Source organism: Ruegeria sp. BB10 (genome assembly GCF_056535725.1).
This window is the reverse complement of the sequence record NZ_JBQFIW010000001.1, coordinates 2,854,159-2,872,177: the sequence shown is the minus strand read 5'-3', so window position 1 is coordinate 2,872,177 and position 18,019 is coordinate 2,854,159. Positions and strand designations below refer to the sequence as shown.

Sequence of the window (18,019 nt, the reverse complement as noted above, 5' to 3'; positions counted from 1 at the left end):
ACCCTCCTGTCGCTGGGCTGGGTGTTACTCGGCTGCGACGGCAGCCTTGCTGTTGAACCTGTCAATGATCGCATCGGCACAGTCGCGGCCGTCACGGATCGCCCAGACCACCAGCGAGGCGCCACGCACGATGTCACCAATGGCATAGACACCGTCCATCTCGGTTTCGCCGGTTTGGAACGCGGCCTTAACGGTGCCCCAACGGGTCACGGGCAGGTCGGGCTGACCAAACAGCGTAGGCAGGTCTTCGGGCTCAAAGCCCAGCGCCTTGATGACCAGATCGGCCTCTTCGACATAGTCCGCACCTTCGATGACCTCGGGGGCTTGGCGACCAGTCGCATCTGGCTGACCCAGACGCATCTTTTGCACCATCACGCCAGAAACCTTGTCATCGCCGGTGAACCCTTTGGGGGCGCTCAGCCATTCAAAGATCACGCCTTCTTCCTCGGCATTCTGCGTTTCACGCTGCGATCCCGGCATGTTCGCCCGGTCGCGGCGGTACAGGCATTTGACCGATGTCGCACCTTGACGGACCGAGGTACGTACGCAGTCCATCGCGGTATCGCCGCCACCAATCACGACAACCTTTTTGCCGTCAGCATTCAGCCGGCCATTGTCGAAATCCTCGACCGCGTCACCAAAGCTTTTGCGATTCGAAGCGGTCAGGAAATCAATGGCAATTTCGATACCATTCAGGCCACTGCCTGGCATGGACAGATCACGGGATTTATAGACCCCGGTTGCGATGATCACGGCATCATGCTTGGCGCGAATGTCGTCGAATTTGGCGGCGTCCACTTCGCAGTTCAGCTCGAACTTGACCCCGCCATCAGCCAGCAATTCGTTGCGACGCTGAACAATGTCCTTTTCCAGCTTGAAGCCTGGAATACCGTACATCAACAGGCCACCGGCACGGTCGTGACGATCATACACAGTGACCTGAATGCCAGCCCGGCGCAGCATGTCCGCAGCCGCCAATCCACCGGGTCCGCCGCCTATGATACCGACGCTTTCGCTACGCTCGGCTCCAGGTGCCACGGGGGTCACCCAGCCTTTGTCCCAGGCGGTGTCCGTGATGTACTTCTCAATCGTGCCGATGGTAACCGTGCCGTGGCCTGATTGTTCGATCACACAATTACCTTCACAAAGACGATCCTGAGGGCAAATGCGGCCGCAGATTTCCGGGAAGGTATTGGTGGCCTGGCTGGTCTGATACGCCTCTTCCAGACGGCCCGTGGCGGTCAGGCGCAGCCAATCGGGGATGTTGTTGTGCAGCGGGCAATGCGACTGGCAATACGGCACTCCGCATTGGCTGCAGCGACTAGCCTGTTCTTCCGCCTTGGCTGCGGCGTATTCAGCATAGATTTCGTCAAAGTCTTCTTTGCGGTCATCGGCGGCACGCTTTTCAGGCATGACGCGGTCGATCTGCACAAATTTCAGCATCGGTTGCTTGGCCACGGGTTAGACTCCATGAATTGGCTTGGTCGCGCCTGTTTAAGAGATACCTTACGGGATTAAAAGTCAATTATGCTGACCTAAATTAAAAAAATACACGACGTCAGGAAAAGTAATTGGAAAATGTCGTCATTTTTAGTTCCGTTTCGGACCTTTTTACGTGCTTTCCTTTTCGGCATCGCACTTATACCCATTTCCCCTAACAATACGCGGCGGCAGCACGGCAGGTTAAATGAGTCTATTTCAGTTGATTCTCGCGGCGATTATTCAGGGGATAACTGAGTTCTTGCCGATCTCTTCCTCGGGTCACCTGATCCTGCTGCCCAGCTTGACCGGTATGGAAGATCAGGGGCTGGCCATCGACGTCGCCGTGCATGTCGGCACGTTGGGCGCGGTTATCCTGTATTTCTGGTCCGATGTGAAACAGGCCGCTGCCGGCCTGCCACGCGCCCTGACCGGGCAGATCGACACCCCGCAAGCACGGCTGGCGATGAGCCTGATCATCGCAACGATTCCCACGGTCATTGTCGGTGCCATTTTGTTCACAACCGGGCTCAGCCAGTCCCTCCGCTCGATGGCGGTGATTGGCTGGACCATGCTGGGCTTCGGATTGTTACTGTATTGGATGGACCAAAAGGGCCCCCAAACCAAGAAAACCAACGATTGGGGCCCGCGCGATGCGGTCATCATGGGATTGTGGCAGGTTCTTGCGTTGATCCCCGGCACCTCGCGGTCAGGTATCACCATCACCGGCGCGCGGCACCTGGGGTATAGCCGCGAAGACGGCGCGCGGATCGCGATGCTGATGTCGATCCCGACGATTCTGGCCTCGGGCGTATTACTGTCGACACAGGTGATCCGCGAGGCGGATGCCCAACTGGCTAAGGACGGTGCCATAGCCGCTTTTTTTGCCTTTATCTCGGCCTTATTGGCGCTGTCCCTGATGATGCGTCTGCTGCGCAGCGTCAGCTTTACGCCTTATGTAATATATCGCGTGATTCTTGGGGCAATCCTGCTGGTGATTGCCTATAGCTGATCAGGTACGCAGGTTGTCTGCTGATTTCTGGATCTCATCATACTGGCCCGAGGGACGGAACTTCCACAGGTAGTCCGGCAAGATAGATTCCAAAGTAGCCGGTTCGATCTCCAAGTCGCCAAAGCCTTTAGCATCGCCCGACACCACATTGTCCCGGCGCAGATTCGTCAGCTGATCGCGCGTCAGAATGTGGTTGGGAAACAGCTGAAAACTGACAAATTTGGCTATATCCAGCACACCCGCCATGATCCGGGCGGCCCAGAACGGCACACCAACAATCACCCGGCGGCGATGAATCACCCCCAGCATCTGCTGCATCAGCGCGCGGAAGGATTTTACCTCTGGGCCGCCCAGCTCATAAGTGCCACCCTCGGCCTGCCCCAGAACGCCCTGCACGGCGGCCTTGGCGACATCATCCACATAGACCGGCTGGAACTTGGTCTCTGCGCCGACCAAGGGCAGGAACGGCCCCATCCGGGTCATCCCGGCAAAGCGGTTAAAGAACTGGTCCTCGGTTCCGAAAATAACCGACGGGCGCAGGATCACCGCGTTCGGCATATGCGCCAGCACACCGGCCTCGCCCTGTGCTTTGGTGCGGGAATACTCGCTTTTGGACGTGGCGTCCGCGCCGATGGCCGAGATATGCACCATCCGCGCAACACCCTGTTCGGCAGCGATGCGCGCGATCCGCTCAGCCCCTTCGGCCTGTACCGCGTCAAATTCGTTCTTACCCAGCTCGTTCAGCACACCCACGCAGTTCACCACCGCATCGGCCCCATGCATCACGGCAGCAACCGACGCATCATCGCGGATGTTGCACAAAATGGGTTCAACCTGACCAACCACGCCATAAGGTTTGACGAACATCGCCTCGTTCGGGCGCCGCACTGCGACCCGCACACGCCATCCTTCATTTGCCATACGCCGGGCGATATACCGACCGACAAATCCCGATCCGCCATAAATCGTGACCAGTTTGGACATGCGAGGGCTCCTGCTGATTGGTCTTGATCCGATCTACCGCCCAAAGCACCGGCAAACAAGGCGCAATAACGCCGCGCGTCCGCGAAAACCCCGACAATTTCCCAAGCGTTTCGGAGGTGGGTCAAAAAACTTGAAAAAATCTTCCCGAATCTGGTTGACGCCCCCCGTCAGTAGGCTTAAACGCCGCTCCACGACACCTGCCCAGGTGGCGGAATTGGTAGACGCGCTAGCTTCAGGTGCTAGTGTCCGTATGGACGTGGAGGTTCGAGTCCTCTCCTGGGCACCAAATCCCCGACAGATTTTTGGCTTGTCTCTGATCGTATCAAATACGTGTTCGGGTGACGTATTCCCCCAATTTCTATCTATTGGACGTCTCTCCCTTAGGGCTTTGCTTTGCCAGATTCCTGCGGAGACAGACTGGCTAAATGGTCCCGTTCAGGCCTTAGCGAGACCCGCATCTTTCGTGACGCTACGTCACGAAAACTGGCCGGGTGAGTGAGCATCTTTACGTAAAGGTAAGCTTTCCAATCATTTTTTGACTGGTCGGTTAATAAATGACGCAAAAACCCGGATTCTTCCCCCTTACGGTGGCAAACGACCTGCCTAAATGCGCCCTGTCGCTGCGGATCATCACTCACGGATTAATGATCCTCGAGCTCTCGACCATAGGGTTCGGGTCGGGTCCGCAGCGGCAAATTTTTACGCTTTGAATTTGAAGGACCGCAACAATGAAGAAAATTTCGTTTCTCAGTCGCTTCAAGTTAATGAAAGCGCACCGGATGGACGTTTCAGAAGATGACCTGTCTTCGGATTATCGGCGTACGCTGCCCCTGGTGAAGAAATCTGAACTCAAGGTACTTTTTCGAACCGTTCTGGAAGAAAAGCAGGCGGACCTGCCATCGCGACGCCGGTAATGGCATACTAACCCGGATGGTTCAGACCCGTCCGTTTGAACCGGTCAGTCTTACCCTGTCAGACCCGGGATTTTTCGAACTTTTCCCAAGCGGAATGAAACGCATTGAAATCAAACCCCGGCTGTGTGGCAGCGTCGAGGACGATGCGCTCGGTGGACAGCAATTTCTGGATTGCGCCCTTTAGTTGGTCAACAACATCTTCTGGTATCACCAGCGCTCCGTGCTGATCGGCATGGATCAGATCACCGGGATTGACCGAAAGACCAAAGATCGAGACCGGCGTATCGACCGCGCGCACGTGGACGAAACCGTGGCTGGGCCCGACCGATCCGGCAACCACCGGGAACCCCTGTGGCAGATCGCCAAGGTCGCGCATAACGCCGTTCGTCAGCGCGCCGGACATGCCGAACCCCTTGTGTACGGTGGTGTTGATCTCACCCCAATAGGCACCGATACAGTTGGGGAAATCGACATCCTCGATCACCGCAACCGAGGGTGCGGGACCTTCGGCCATGTATTTGTAATAGTCCATCCGGCGTTCCCTGATGACCTCGGGCGCCTCGGACGGAGGCTGCACAGCGGCGATCTTTGCCGTACGGGCGTAGCCCACGATCGCAGGTTCCGACGGGGCCGAACACAGCATGGTGCCGCGCGAGAAGCCGTCAAATCCGCGCTTGCCCTGCGCCACCTCGATGGCGTTGCAGACGGTGGGGGTGTCAACCTTGCGCAACAGGGTCAGAAGGGAAGGTGTCATGGGGCCTCCAGCCAGCGGATCAGGGCCGCTGTTGTGTCATTGGGTTGTTCCAGAGTGGGCAGGTGCCCGGCTTCTTCGATGATTTGTAACGTGCTGTTGGGCAGAAGGTCGTGCATCAACTGGTGTCGCTCGACCGGGCACAGGCCATCCTCGCGCCCACACATCACCAGTGAGGGACCCGTGTAGACGGCCAGTGTTTCGGTCTGGTCCGGGCGATCCATCAAAGCGCGGGATTGGCGAAGGAATACGTCCGGACCCAGATCAACGGCCATCGCCATGCATAGGTCCAGAATGGCCCCCTGATGCGGACCGTCGGCCAAGTAATTGGGCTTCATCTCGTCGCGCATCACCTGCCGCAACTGACCTTCCTGAACGGCCTTCATCTGCGGCCCACGCCGGGCTTTGACATCGGGCTTTTCGGCCAACGGATTGGTGTCCATCAACGCCAACCGTTCAACGCGATCCGGGGCTTCCCGCACCACCTCCATCGCAACGATGCCGCCCATCGACAGGCCGGCCAGCGCAAAGACCGACGGTGCGTTTGACAAGATTTCGGCTGCCATCTCCTGAACACTGTCCTGCGTCACCAGCGGGAAGGTCATCAGCGGCCGTGACCCGGACAACGCAGCGATCTGCGGCTGGAACAACCGAGCATCACACATCATACCGGGCAAAAGAACCAGCGGTGTCATGCCGAGGCCAGTTTTGCACCCTCGGACAATGCCGTCAGCTTGGCATAGGCAATATCGGGATCCACCGCGCCAAAGCCTGCAAAGGTGCCAAACCCACAATCGCTGCCTGCGATCACCCGATCGGCACCGACGATATTGGTAAACCGCGTGATCCGCTGCGCCACTAATTCAGGGTGTTCGACAAAATTGGTGGTGGTGTCGACCACACCGGGAACCAGAACCTTGTCGTCCGGAATCTCGGAATTACGGTCGCGGAACACGGTCCATTCATGGGCGTGGCGCGGGTTCGAGGTTTCAAACAGCACGTAGCGGGATTTGGTCGCCATCAGAGTGCTGAACACCTTATCCATGGCGATGTCACAACAATGTGGCCCTTCGTAATTGCCCCAGCAGATATGCACCCGCACCCGGTCCTGCGGAACATTCTGCAGCGCGTGGTTCAGGGCCTCGACATGCATGTCGGCGATCTTGACGAACTCTTCATCGGTCAGGTCGGTGAACAGCATGTGCCGCGACAGGGCCAGATCAGGGCAATCCAGCTGCAAATCCAACCCGGCGGCCACGATGGTTTCGTATTCCTCCTTCATCGCATCGGCCAGCGCGGCCAGATAAGCCTCACGCGTGGGGTAGAAATCGTTCTGCAGAAACAGCGAGATGACCCCTGGTGAGGCGGCATTCATAAAGCCCTGCCCGGCCCCGTGCTGCGCCATCGCAGCCTTGAGGTTGGCGATGTCCTTCTCAAGCTCACCCTGCCCTTTCGACCGCACCTCGCCGGTACATTGAGGCCGCGCGTATTGGGGCGTACCGCCATCATCAGCCAGCCGTTGCAGAAAACCGGGGAACATCTTCAGATCGGCGGGCGCATTGCGCGGGCTATCGCCCGAAAACCCGGTGTAACGGTCCTTGACATAGGTGGCATAAGAAATCTTTGAGGTCTCGCCATCGCTGACAATATCCACACCGGCCTCGATCTGCTTGCGCACGGTCTCGGCCACGGCGTTAGTCATGCAGGCGTCAAATGCGGCGGGGTCAAAGGGTTCCTCCCGCTCGCGCGCAAAAATGAAATCCACCACGTCCTGAGTTCGTGGCAAGGATCCGACATGTGTTGTCTTTACGGTCATGGAACCTCCGTTAATTCTTGCGTGCCATCAGCACAGTATGGCTTTGGGTTTCCGGGTCCTTGGCCAAAAACCCTGTCATGATCATCCCGTTTTCTTCAAGGCAGGTGGCGTAACCGGCGGGTGAGAGAGAGGCGTGATACACGGGTTCGCCGCCAACAGTTCCCTGTTCCTCACCTGCGCTGGGGCCAACGGTCAGCATCAACATTCCGCCCTTGCGCAGATGGCGGGCCATCCGGGCGATGCAGTCTGTCTGTTCGTCAGCCGTCAGGTGGAAAAAGCTGTTCCAGGCGATAATGCCATCAAATCTCTGATCCAGTTCGAAGTCCCGCATGTCTGCCTGCAACCAATCGCCATCGGTCCAGCGGTCGCGGGCTATCTCAAGCATGGCTTCGGAAAAATCGACGCCGGTGACGGTGAACCCTTCGGCCTTGAACCAGCGGGCGATGGGCTCACCAGTTCCGCAACCCAGATCCAGCACATGATCGCCGGGTTTCAGGCTGGCGGTGAAGCGCGCCAGCCAGCGCGCTTCGAACAGGGCCTTCGAGCGTTGCGCGTCATAGGCCCTGGCCTGCCGTTCGTAAACGGCATGGGTATCGTCCGGATCGACGGTCATCCGACCCAGGTCGCACCGGCGGGATCGTCGGTGGCCGTGATGCGGTACAAGCCTGCCTGCCCGGTCATTGACGGCGCGATCGTGTAGGTTTCGCCGGGCATGACAACCGCAGTATCGCCGTTGGACAAGGTGGTGGAATAGCCATCCACGGTAATGCGCCAATGGCCGCTTGCCGGCATCAGAACCACAGGCCTTTCGGCTTTGACCGGATCGTTGACGGCCGAGCCACGGGTCAGGAAATCAACTTCGAAACCCGGTTTATCCTTGATGATGCCGGTCTCACCGATCACCAGCGCGGGTTTGTCCGCCGCCAGCGCCATCAGGTCCCAATAGCGGGCGACGTATTTGCCGATCACCGCGTCGACCGGCACCTCTGGATAGGCTTGCAACTCTGCTTCGTTCAACAAGGGCATCGGCCGGACATTGTGGGGCAGTTCCTGACCCTTTTTGCTGTCATAAAGCACACCGTTGTCGCCCAGCATCAGACCATGCGCCTGTGCGTCCTCGATCACCTGCGGGGCCCATGTGACACCGCCACCGGCATCATCGCCACCGAGGATCGACATGATCATGCCGTAGTCTTGACCGACATTCTCGAACCCGCGGAAGATACCGGTGGGAATGTTGAAGATATCCCCCTCTTCGGCAATGAATTCTCCGGCCGTGCCATAGCGTCCCCAGAAGAACCGCCAGCGGCCTTTCGCGACAAAAAACACCTCGGCCGTGGTGTGGCTGTGCAGCGAGTTTCGGCATTTCGGCGGCTGACCCGCCGCGCCGATGTTAAAGCCGATCTTGTCGGTGATGTGGACGTGCTGATCGGGCGATTCCGACACGCCGCCACCGATGATGGTAAAGTTCTCTTTCTGATCGCTGCCCGGAGTGTGAGCGTCGATAAAGGCGGTTTTACAGGGTTGCAGCTCGCCATAACGGACGATGCGTTGTTGAATGGTACTCATGACGGTGTCTCCTTGGATTTGGGGGAAAGATGGGATCAATTCCCGCCCCCGGGAGGCCGATTGTTCAGACGCCGTGCGCGCAGCGACGCACGATGGGTATGATAGCGCCGTGCTGTCTGGCTGGCGTTCAGGGATGAGGCCATCGCGGTCACCTAGCCCTCTCCACCCTGCAGCAGGATCTGTTTCCAGACCGAAGTTTCGTCGAACAGCGTGTACTCGCGCCGCAGCTGTGGCTGACCGCCGATCAGCGCACCAAACTCAGCATGGCTGATGCCCAGAACATAGACTTGCGCGCCGGTTGGGGCGCCAAATGCACCCCAGCCATCATGTTTACCCCACAGGCTCCAGCGCACGGCAGCACGGGGCGGCATGTTCGGATCATCGCGACCAATCTGGTGTTCAACCTTGAATTCCGCATTGGGGAAGCTGGCCCGCAGACCCATCCAGAACCGATCCACCGCATCCCAGCCATGGCCAGTGACACCGCCGACATATTCTGATTGCACGGCGCGGTCATACTCGGCCTCGATCACGCCCATATCGGCATTCATGATCTTGGTCAGGATATAGGCATAGCGCTGACCCCATTCATTGTCATTGCCCTTGCCTTTATAAGGGCCGGGCTGGTCGGTTTCTGGCGTCAGCGGTTTGACGCAGTTCTCTGGCCCGCCCTCGCGCGCGATCAGGTCAGCAGCGTATTCCTTGGGGTCCCAGCCCATCTGCCGGACGATGGCACCCTGATCGCGGATCAACCATTCATCGTCGATCTGATTATCTTTGGCGTGACAGTCGGCCAGAATCCGATAGCGCAGCTTTGTGCCGCTCGGCTTGCCATACACCCCTTCGGCCAAATGCGTCGCGGTCGAGATGATCCGGTGCGAACTTAACATCCCCTCTTCCGGCGTGCCGGACCAGATCACATCCTCGCCCAACAGCTGCCGATCCGGAAACTCAGCCAGTGTTGCCATGGTGGCGCCGATGACGTTCTGATTACCCAGAACAACGGACCCGGGCGAGCGCACGACGATATCCTTGCTGTAATAGTCATGCAGCGTGGCGATGCCCCGGTCTTCCCAAATTTCCTTGGTGATACCGATAATATAGTCGGGAAAATCCCGAAACTTCGGATCGAAGCCTTTCATATGTCTGTCCTTTGTGGGGTCCACCCTTTTGGCAACCGGGCCGAGGTACGTACAATCAGCGGCCCGTCTATGGCCACCTTGCGCGCCGCGGCAGCTGCCGGGTTTTCGATATGATCCAAAAGCGCTTCTACGGTTTCAGAAACCATCAGATTGGCCCGCTGTCGGATCGTCGTGAGGTTATAGGCAAGCCACCCAGCCTGCGGGACATCATCGTACCCGACCACCGAGACATCTTCGGGCACACGCAGACCAAGCTCAAAGCGGATGACATCCATGACGGCCAGCGCCATATGGTCATTTGCCACGAACACGGCATCAGGCCTGTCATCCGGTGCAACATCAAACATGCGACGAGCGGCAGTCCGGGCATTTTCGGTGTGAAACTCGCCCACACCATGGGCAAACACGGTCTCACCGGCCTCAGCCAATGCCGCCCGGAACCCGGCCTCGCGGTCACGCTGGGTCGAGGCGCCCTGCCAACCCGCGATATAAGCAATGCGACTGTGGCCAGCGGCAACCAGGAACTCGGCCACCTTGCGGCCACCGGCATAATTGTCAGACGTGACCGACGTGATCCCGTCCAGGTCCTGACTTCGGTTGAACAGCACCACGGGTACACCCGCCTGCTGACAGCGCGTTGCAATATCTGACGACATCGCAACCGAGGCCAAAACAACGCCATCCACCTGATAGTCGAGGATTTCCTCCATCACGTCATCAATGTTACCCGCCGTGCGAGAGGCCATGAAGATCAGCACGTGATACCCCTGTTCTTGCAGGGCGTTGGACAGTTTCTCAAGCGCTTCGGGATAGAAGTAGTTGTCCAGATAGGCGACCACCAGACCGATGATACGGCTTTTGCCCGACACCATTGCGCGCGCCAGAACATTGGGTCGATACCCCAGCTCTGCCGCCGCCTTGCGCACCTTTTCTTCAGTCTTTTTGCTGACCGAGGCACCCGGCGTGAACACCCGGCTAACCGCCGACTGACTGACGCCTGCCAGTTGCGCAACCTGAAGGGATGTGACTTTTTCTGCCATCAATCCGCTGTCCACCCCCCGTCAATCAACATCGAAGTTCCGGTCACCAAAGCCGAGGCGTCCGAGGCCAGATAGGTCACCGCGCCCATGATGTCTTCGACTTCACCGACACGGTCCAGCTTGATCTTCTCCATGATCCAGGCGGCGCGCTCGGGGTCATCGAAGGTGGCTTGCGTCAAGGGTGTGCGAATGAAGGTCGGGCAGACCGTGTTGATGCGGATGCGCTGCTTTCCCCATTCGATTGCCATGGCTTTGACCATACCCTCAAGCCCGTGCTTGGTGGCACAATACAGCGCCCGATCGACCCCGCCGACATGGCCCATCTGGCTTGAGATATGGATTATCGAGCCCGGCCTGCCCGTCGCAATCAATGCCTTGGCCGCATAGGCCGACAGGAAATAAGCCGACCGCAGATTTACATCCGTGACCGCATCGAAATCCTCGGGCGTGGTGTCGATCGCCGCGCTGTGGCGCGCGGTTCCGGCGGAATTCACCACGACGTCAAAGACGCGCCCATCAAACAGCTGCTGCAGGGCATTCAAATCGCCCTGATCCACAACCACAGCTTCGGCCGACCAGCCCTGCGCCTGCAACGCCGCGACGGTTTCAGCCAGCCGGTCTGCCCCACGCGCGGCGCAGACCACATGCGCCCCGGCCTCGGCCAAGGCCACGGCACAGCCCTGTCCAATACCCGAGGACGCGCCGGTCACAAGGGCGGTTTTGCCGTTCAGCGAAAACGAAGGGGTGCGGGGCAGGTCAGTCATCAGCTCATTCCATCAGGCGTTTCAATACGGCCCAGATTCCGGGCCTTGTTGAATTCACGCAGACGGGCGAAAACGTCAACGCCAAGCTGGCGGTAGGCATCCAGAAGATCGACCAGCACCCAGTTTTCGCGTATGCGCCCGTTTTCCAATCGCCAGAAATCCAGACTGCACATGGCGATTTTCTTGCCCGAGGGCGCAATCCCCATCCATCCGTCATGGGTAACCGTCTGGATCATGTTCGGCCAGCCGGTCACAGCCGCATACTCGCCATCACCAAAGAAATGATAGGTGATGTCGTCCACATACTGCCCGCGATCCGGCATGCCGTTCAGGAACGGAATCTGATGCCAGTTGCGAAACCCTGCGTAACCGCGCCCGGTGCCTATGCCCGAAGGCCCGTACCAGTTCATGCGTGGATGCCAGAACCGCTCCATCTCCATCACATCGGGGCCACCTTGTGACGGGTGTTTTTTCAAGTGTTCCAGCATGTCGATAATGTGTTGGCACGTCGCCTTGCCCTTGGCCGCATCGTAAGGTCCGGGCACGAACCCGTCCTGAGTGGCTGGTCCGGGCACATGCCATTCACGGCCAAGGCTGGGGGCCATCGGCCAGGCGTTGGCCTGCATCATCACCTCAGGGATGTCCCAGAGCGCCTGAACCTCGACGACCTGTCCGTCCACGAAACGATAGAATTCGTGGAACCGCATGGTGACCTGATGGCCCGTCGGTGGGATATCCAGCCAAGGCCCAGTGAAGGTACCGGTGTAATACCCCCCGCACCCGACCCAGTCCGCGCCGTTTTCGTCCGGCCCGGCCATGACGATATAGTCGCGACGCTCCAGATCGGGCCATGCGTCCAGCAGGTCCTTATAGGCGCAGTCGTAATATGCATCGCTGCCGATACTGTCACCAAAGGGATGGCATAGGTGGAACACTGCATCCGATGTCGTGACCTCAGCCAGCGCCTTGCGGACGCCGGCTTCGGAAAAGTCATACATCGCGGCCCTGAGCAAAGCGATCAGGGCCTTATGCTGTGTGTGCTTGTCGCTCATTCAGCGGCATCCCGATACGGTGCGGGCTTGCCGTAAGGCACGTTGATACCGCCATAGCGGCGCACCCGCACGTTGCACTGTTCAGCATGGCCCACAAACCCCTCCAGCATGCACAGGCGCGACCCATATTCGCCAATCAACGTCGCCGCCTCGTCGGTCAGAACCTTTTGATAGCTATGCGTTTTCAGATACTTACCCACCCAAAGACCACCGGTATAGCGCCCGGCTTTCTTCGTCGGCAAAGTATGGTTCGTGCCGATCACCTTATCTCCGTTCGAGACATTGGTGCGCGGACCAAGGAACAGCGCGCCATAGCAGGTCATGTTCTCAAGGAACCAATCATCCCGGTCCGTCATCACCTGCACATGTTCGGACGCGATGTCATCAGCGACTTGCAACATCTCATCATAGGTGTCGCAAACGATCACTTCGCCATATTCGTCCCACGACACTTTCGCGGTACCTGCCGTGGGTAGGATACCCAGCAGACGGTCGACCTCGGCCATCGTGTCCTCGGCCAGTTTGCGAGAATTGGTCAGCAACACGCAGGGGCTGTTATAGCCGTGTTCCGCTTGCCCTAGCAGATCGGTCGCGCACAGCTCGGCATCGGCGGCTGTTTCGTCGGCGATGACCATGGTCTCGGTCGGGCCAGCGAACAGGTCAATGCCGACACGACCGAACAGTTGCCGCTTGGCTTCGGCTACAAAGGCGTTGCCCGGGCCGACCAGCATATGCACGGGGTCAATCGTTTCGGTGCCCAGCGCCATCGCGCCGATGGCCTGAATGCCGCCCATGACATAGATTTCATGGGCGCCGCCGAGATGCATCGCGGCAATCACCGCTGCGTTCGGCTTGCCATTGAACGGAGGTGTACAGGCGATGATGCGCGGCACGCCCGCCACCGAAGCCGTCGCCACCGACATATGCGCCGAGGCGACCATCGGGAATTTGCCACCGGGCACATAGCATCCCACCGACTGCACGGGGATGTTCTTGTGGCCCAGAATGACGCCGGGCAGGGTTTCGACCTCGATATCCACCATGGAATCGCGCTGCGCTTGCGCAAAGTTGCGCACCTGTTCCTGCGCGAATTTGATATCGGCCAGTTCACGGTCGGTCAGTTGCCCGATGAGGTCGTCAATGTCCTGCTGAGACAGGCGGAACGACGGGGGCGAATAATTGTCGAACTTTTCGCTCAGCTCGCGCACGGCCACATCGCCACGGGTTTCGATGTCTTTCAGGGTCGCTTCGACCACAGCGCGGGTTTTGGCGTCATCTTCGGCCCGGTCAGCATCAGATTTACCGCGTTTGAGATACTCGATTGTCATGTTTCCAATCCTCAGTTTTCCGGCCGGGGCGCTACTTTTTCACCCCGGTCAAAAGCTTCCCAGCCTTCCCCGTTGAACAGATCGACACCCAGCTGCGCCGCGACATGTGCGAAATCGACGTTCACCCAGTTGTCGACGATCTTGCCATCGACCACTTTCCAGAAATCCATGTACCGGATCTCGACCCGTTTGCCGGTGGGGGCGATGCCCAGAAACTCACCGGAATGGGTCGCCTCTTGGCGGCCAAACGCTGCGGCCCATTCGCCCATATACAGGCGGGCCTCATCAATGCAGGTCTTGTCCGAGAACGCGGCCTGAAACGGGCGCTGCCAGTTGTCCTGAAACTCTTTCAGACCAGTCTTGGTGCCACAACCCTGATTGCCCATCCAGCGAAAGCCCTGAGCAAAGAATTCGCCAATGTCATCAATGCGGTGGTCATTCAGGCCATCGACCATGGTTTCGATCACGCGGCGCGTGTCTTCGGTTTTGTCCAGGTCCGTGTCGCGGGTTAGAACCGCTTGTTCGGGGCGGGAACCTTTCATCTTTCTATCCTTTCAGGTTGCCGAGGGAGGGATTGGGTCAAGAAACCCCAATGCTCAGAAAATCCCTGGGCATCCTGTTCAGCGCCGGGTGGCGCGACAGGGCGTTATGGCGTGCGTTCTTGCTCATTACCCTTTCACCGCTCCGGCGGTTAGACCGCTGACGATCTGGCGCTGGAAGATCAGAACAAGAAAGATCAGCGGCGCGGTGATCGATACGGCGGCAGCCACGGCGACCACCTGGTCGGTTGTCGTGGTCTCGCGGTTGAACATGCCGACAATGGCGGGAACCATGGTCTGGTTCTGCGCATCCAGCAGCAGCGACGTGACGAGGATGTCGTTATACGCCAGCAGAAAGCTGAACAGCCCGGTGGTGATCACCCCCGGCCACATCACCGGCATGATCACGCGGCGGAACGCCTGGAAGTGATTGCAGCCATCAACGCGCGCGGCCTCATCCAGTTCGGCTGGGATATTCTGGAAGAATGACCGCAGCATCCAGATCGTGAAAGGCTGGTTGATCGCCACCAGCACCGCAATCACCGCGAAAGGCTTGCCGTACAGCGTCGGTGCGTTTTCCCCCAGGATCGGCGCCAACCATTCGGATGAGCTGATGAATACCGGCAGATAGCTGGCCACCAGCGCCGAGGGCGGCAGCGCGCGGAAGATCAGCGCGACGATCAGCAGCCAGAACGCCAGAGTCGAACCCGACCGCGCCAGCCCGTAACCCGCCAGTGTCCCGACCGACAGCGACAGAACAACAACCCCCGTGGTTACGATAAGCGAGTTCTTGAAGTTGTTCGAAAACCCCCGGTCGATCCAAACGGTTTTATAGTGTTCGGTCGTCAGCCCCAATATGTCCCGCCCCAGAGGGCCAAAGAGCGGGTTCAGTATGCCCAGAATGGCAGGCAGGATCACGAAGAATACGATCAGAAAGGCCACCACGGCGGCCAGAATGCCAATCACCCAGCCAAACCACTCCTGACCTTCTTTGGAATAGGCTTTGATCATCCCAGGCATCTTTTTGGTCACCAGAGCAATCGTGCCCCAGATCACCCCGATCCCCAGAATGATATCCAGCAGCGAAATCCCTTTGCCATTGGCCAGCGTCGCCGGCCCGAAGATCACGTTCAGGGCATTACCGTCAAAGGCGTCGACCGGGGATTTGAAGCTCATCACCGTGATCCAGAAGATCGGGAAGATGGCGACGATGCACCAGAAGGCCAGGAAGATGTTTGAAGTCAGCCGCAGGCTGAGCGGTTGGCGAAGCGCGCGCGAGGACATGTCAGTGACCTCCTTTGTGATCGCGCCATGTCCGGCGCAGCGGGAAGATAAGAAGGATGGCAATGCCGATCATGGTCAGCATGGCGCTGGCCGAGGCCCGGCTGATCGAACGGTTGCCCGCCTGATCAGGCACCAGGAAGTCATAGGTCAACCACTGCAACGAGATGACATAGCCCTGACTTGCGAAACCGACGATCTCTTCGAACACCCGATAGCTGTCCATCAGGTGGATCATCGACACAAAGATGATCAGCGGCATCAGATGCGGGATGACGATGTATTTCATCCGCTGCCACCGGGTTGCGCCGTCAATCACAGCACTTTCCAGACTGTCCTGATTGACCGTTTGCAAACCGGCGTAAAACACGATGGCGGCAAAGGGGGCGACGTGCCAGACGCGGTACAGCATCATCAGCACCTCAATTGTCCAGGCCTGCGCAAACAGCGCGATATCGCGGTTCAACCACCACTCCAGCAGCGCCGTCAGAATACCGTCGCCGCGAAACAGCCAGTTGACCGACAGCACCCCGATCACCGGGGTAATGATGAAGGGCAACAGCGAAATAAAGATAACCGGCCCTTTTATCGCCTGCGCGGCATTGTTGATCAAAACGGCGATCCCCAGCCCGCAGACGATGACCAGCGGCAGGGTGATCAGCGTGAAAGTCAGCGTGAACCGCAGCGCTTTCCAGAAGTTGATGGTGGACAACACATTCCAGCTGCCCTCGCTGATCGCGCGCCAGGCACGTTCAGGTTCCAGCACGTTGCGGTAGCTTTCCAGCCCGACATACTGGGTCTGCATGATGACCTTACCCTCTTCGTCGAGTTGGGGTTGCGAAACCGTCTCAGTCACACAGGTCTGGGTCAGAAAGCCGGGGGTGCAGGTTTCAACTTCAACCGTCTCATAGATCGGTTGGGTGACATAGAAACTCTGCTTGAACACGCTGATCAGCGGGAACGCGATAAAGAGAAGCATCATAAAGACAGAGGGGCCAACAAAGGCGGCAAATGTCCGGAAATTCATGGCTCTGCCTTTCTCATGGTTCTCAAAGGGAAGAGTGCAGGAGGACCGAGGCCCTCCCGCGGGAGGATCAGTTGTTGATCAAACCGGCTTCTTTGGCGGCGGTGATGTAATCCGCCTCGATATCGGCCAGTGTGGTTTGCGCGTCCTTGGCGCCGGTCATGAAATCAGCCAGACCGTTGCCCAAGGCGGTGTGCATGATGCCCATCGGGCCCGAAGCCGGGTATGCCTTGGCCCCGGCTTGGGCGGATGCAGCCGCACCGGCGGCCAGTTCACCTGCCTTGTAGGCCGGGTTCAGCCAGACGGCAGCGTCATTGTTGGCACTGACCATTTCCTCATCCATGCCTTCAAGCATGACGCGGAAGGCGGCGTCGGCCTCTTCGTCGCTCATGTTCGAGGCCAGAACGAAACCGTCCCACCAGATCGTAGTGGCCGGTGCAGCAGAGCCCATCGGAGCCGCCGACATAGTAACCTTACCCACCACCTGGCTTTCGGCTTCGTCGTTCATTGCAGCGGCGCGGCTGGCCCACAGGTTTGCCATGGCAATCTTGCCCTGCTGGAACTGCTGCTGAACGTAAGTTGAATCCGAGACCAGATATTCTGGATCCATGTAATCGGTCATGGCCTTCAGGGTTTCCAACGCCTTAACGCCCTGCTCGTTATTGATCGCAGGCATATTGCCGTCGCCAAAGAAAGAGCCGCCTTCACCCATATACATGTTGATGAATTCCTGGCCGAGGTTCCAACCGGTCTTGAAGGTGCCGCCGATCGGGTATTCCATAACACCCGCATCTTTGATCTTGGCGGCAGCGGCCAGAACGTCATCATAGGTTGCGGGCTCGGCAATACCCAGGTCGGCCAGAACGTCGTTGCGGTACATCATGTGCTGTGCGTTCACCATCATGGCAATCGCCATGGTCTTGCCATCCACCTTGATCAGCTGGTTTGGCAGCAGGTTCTGTCCGTATTTCTCGACCAGATCGTCCAGCGGACGGATCGTGCCTGCATTCAGCAACGGGATCAGTGTCGTGTTTGACACCCCACCGATCTGATAGAGCGACGGGCTGGCGGCAAAAGCCTCAGGCTGTTTCTCGCGGAATTCCTGGTCCAGCGAGGCATTGAAATTGCCGCATTCGGCCATCGCATCAGTGACGGCCTTCCAGGCCTCGAAACCAGCCGAGAGCGATTTGAGCGGTACGTCATTTTCAAACGAACAGGCAGCCCATGTGCCACTTGCCGCGATGGACATGGCACCTGCCATGAGGATCGTCTTGAGTTTCATGCGTTTCTCCCTGTCAGGATCGGTCCGTCGTCGACGTCCGGA

18 protein-coding genes and 1 tRNA gene are annotated in these 18,019 nt (G+C 58.5%); 3 read left to right on the top strand and 16 right to left on the bottom strand.

Annotation, left to right across the window (positions count from 1 at the left end; translation table 11 throughout):
• Window positions 1-24: 24 nt before the first annotated feature.
• Entirely contained in the window at window positions 25-1,458 is a 1,434-nt protein-coding gene (locus ACR3EP_RS14825; RefSeq protein WP_480638523.1) for an NAD(P)-dependent oxidoreductase, read from the bottom strand.
• A gap of 229 nt (window positions 1,459-1,687) precedes the next feature.
• Here ACR3EP_RS14825 and ACR3EP_RS14820 point away from each other — a divergent pair, with 229 nt between their 5' ends.
• Window positions 1,688-2,491 carry an undecaprenyl-diphosphate phosphatase gene (locus tag ACR3EP_RS14820; RefSeq protein WP_425081181.1) on the top strand — a complete coding sequence of 268 codons (804 nt, stop codon included), beginning with the start codon at window positions 1,688-1,690 and terminating at the stop codon, window positions 2,489-2,491.
• Here the strand turns inward: ACR3EP_RS14820 and ACR3EP_RS14815 are convergent, their stop codons facing one another.
• Window positions 2,492-3,475 carry a complex I NDUFA9 subunit family protein gene (locus ACR3EP_RS14815; RefSeq protein WP_480638522.1) on the bottom strand — a complete coding sequence of 328 codons (984 nt, stop codon included), beginning with the start codon at window positions 3,473-3,475 and terminating at the stop codon, window positions 2,492-2,494.
• 199 nt (window positions 3,476-3,674) lie between these two features.
• Between ACR3EP_RS14815 and ACR3EP_RS14810 the strand changes: the two genes are divergently transcribed.
• Together ACR3EP_RS14810 and ACR3EP_RS14805 are read left to right on the top strand one after the other, a co-directional pair.
• Window positions 3,675-3,761, top strand: a tRNA-Leu gene (locus ACR3EP_RS14810).
• A gap of 442 nt (window positions 3,762-4,203) precedes the next feature.
• Window positions 4,204-4,389, top strand: coding sequence for a hypothetical protein (locus ACR3EP_RS14805; RefSeq protein WP_480638521.1), 186 nt, complete (start codon window positions 4,204-4,206; stop codon window positions 4,387-4,389).
• A gap of 58 nt (window positions 4,390-4,447) precedes the next feature.
• Here the strand turns inward: ACR3EP_RS14805 and ACR3EP_RS14800 are convergent, their stop codons facing one another.
• From ACR3EP_RS14800 to ACR3EP_RS14735, 14 genes are all read right to left on the bottom strand, one after another.
• Window positions 4,448-5,143, bottom strand: coding sequence for an RraA family protein (locus ACR3EP_RS14800; protein ID WP_480638520.1), 696 nt, complete (start codon window positions 5,141-5,143; stop codon window positions 4,448-4,450).
• A complete protein-coding gene (locus ACR3EP_RS14795; RefSeq protein ID WP_170349492.1) occupies window positions 5,140-5,835 on the bottom strand; it encodes an alpha/beta fold hydrolase in 696 nt (231 codons plus the stop codon). Before ACR3EP_RS14795 ends, ACR3EP_RS14800 begins: the two co-directional genes overlap by 4 nt.
• A complete protein-coding gene (locus ACR3EP_RS14790) occupies window positions 5,832-6,956 on the bottom strand; it encodes a cobalamin-independent methionine synthase II family protein (protein ID WP_480638519.1) in 1,125 nt (374 codons plus the stop codon). The genes ACR3EP_RS14795 and ACR3EP_RS14790 overlap by 4 nt, the downstream gene beginning before the upstream one ends.
• A 10-nt stretch (window positions 6,957-6,966) precedes the next feature.
• Complete coding sequence (locus tag ACR3EP_RS14785) at window positions 6,967-7,569, bottom strand: class I SAM-dependent DNA methyltransferase (protein ID WP_480638518.1); 603 nt, start codon at window positions 7,567-7,569, stop codon at window positions 6,967-6,969.
• Window positions 7,566-8,525 carry a cupin domain-containing protein gene (locus ACR3EP_RS14780; RefSeq protein WP_480638517.1) on the bottom strand — a complete coding sequence of 320 codons (960 nt, stop codon included), beginning with the start codon at window positions 8,523-8,525 and terminating at the stop codon, window positions 7,566-7,568. Before ACR3EP_RS14780 ends, ACR3EP_RS14785 begins: the two co-directional genes overlap by 4 nt.
• Before the next feature lie 152 nt (window positions 8,526-8,677).
• Window positions 8,678-9,667 carry a nuclear transport factor 2 family protein gene (locus tag ACR3EP_RS14775; RefSeq protein WP_480638516.1) on the bottom strand — a complete coding sequence of 330 codons (990 nt, stop codon included), beginning with the start codon at window positions 9,665-9,667 and terminating at the stop codon, window positions 8,678-8,680.
• Entirely contained in the window at window positions 9,664-10,707 is a 1,044-nt protein-coding gene (locus ACR3EP_RS14770) for a LacI family DNA-binding transcriptional regulator (RefSeq protein WP_480638515.1), read from the bottom strand. Before ACR3EP_RS14770 ends, ACR3EP_RS14775 begins: the two co-directional genes overlap by 4 nt.
• Window positions 10,707-11,471: an SDR family NAD(P)-dependent oxidoreductase gene (locus tag ACR3EP_RS14765; RefSeq protein ID WP_480638514.1), complete on the bottom strand. Its 765-nt coding sequence runs from the start codon at window positions 11,469-11,471 to the stop codon at window positions 10,707-10,709. Before ACR3EP_RS14765 ends, ACR3EP_RS14770 begins: the two co-directional genes overlap by 1 nt.
• Window positions 11,471-12,523 (bottom strand): ester cyclase, encoded by a 1,053-nt coding sequence (locus tag ACR3EP_RS14760; protein ID WP_480638513.1) that lies wholly within the window; start codon window positions 12,521-12,523, stop codon window positions 11,471-11,473. Before ACR3EP_RS14760 ends, ACR3EP_RS14765 begins: the two co-directional genes overlap by 1 nt.
• A complete protein-coding gene (gene hisD / locus ACR3EP_RS14755; protein WP_170349500.1) occupies window positions 12,520-13,851 on the bottom strand; it encodes a histidinol dehydrogenase in 1,332 nt (443 codons plus the stop codon). Before hisD ends, ACR3EP_RS14760 begins: the two co-directional genes overlap by 4 nt.
• Window positions 13,852-13,862: 11 nt before the next feature.
• Window positions 13,863-14,393, bottom strand: coding sequence for an ester cyclase (locus tag ACR3EP_RS14750; protein WP_170515252.1), 531 nt, complete (start codon window positions 14,391-14,393; stop codon window positions 13,863-13,865).
• A 126-nt stretch (window positions 14,394-14,519) separates the two neighbouring features.
• Window positions 14,520-15,674 (bottom strand): carbohydrate ABC transporter permease, encoded by a 1,155-nt coding sequence (locus tag ACR3EP_RS14745; protein WP_170361131.1) that lies wholly within the window; start codon window positions 15,672-15,674, stop codon window positions 14,520-14,522.
• A gap of 1 nt (window position 15,675) precedes the next feature.
• On the bottom strand, window positions 15,676-16,698 hold the full coding sequence (locus tag ACR3EP_RS14740; RefSeq protein ID WP_170349503.1) for a carbohydrate ABC transporter permease: 1,023 nt from the start codon (window positions 16,696-16,698) through the stop codon (window positions 15,676-15,678).
• A 67-nt stretch (window positions 16,699-16,765) separates the two neighbouring features.
• Window positions 16,766-17,977 carry an ABC transporter substrate-binding protein gene (locus ACR3EP_RS14735; RefSeq protein WP_170349504.1) on the bottom strand — a complete coding sequence of 404 codons (1,212 nt, stop codon included), beginning with the start codon at window positions 17,975-17,977 and terminating at the stop codon, window positions 16,766-16,768.
• Window positions 17,978-18,019 lie beyond the last annotated feature (42 nt).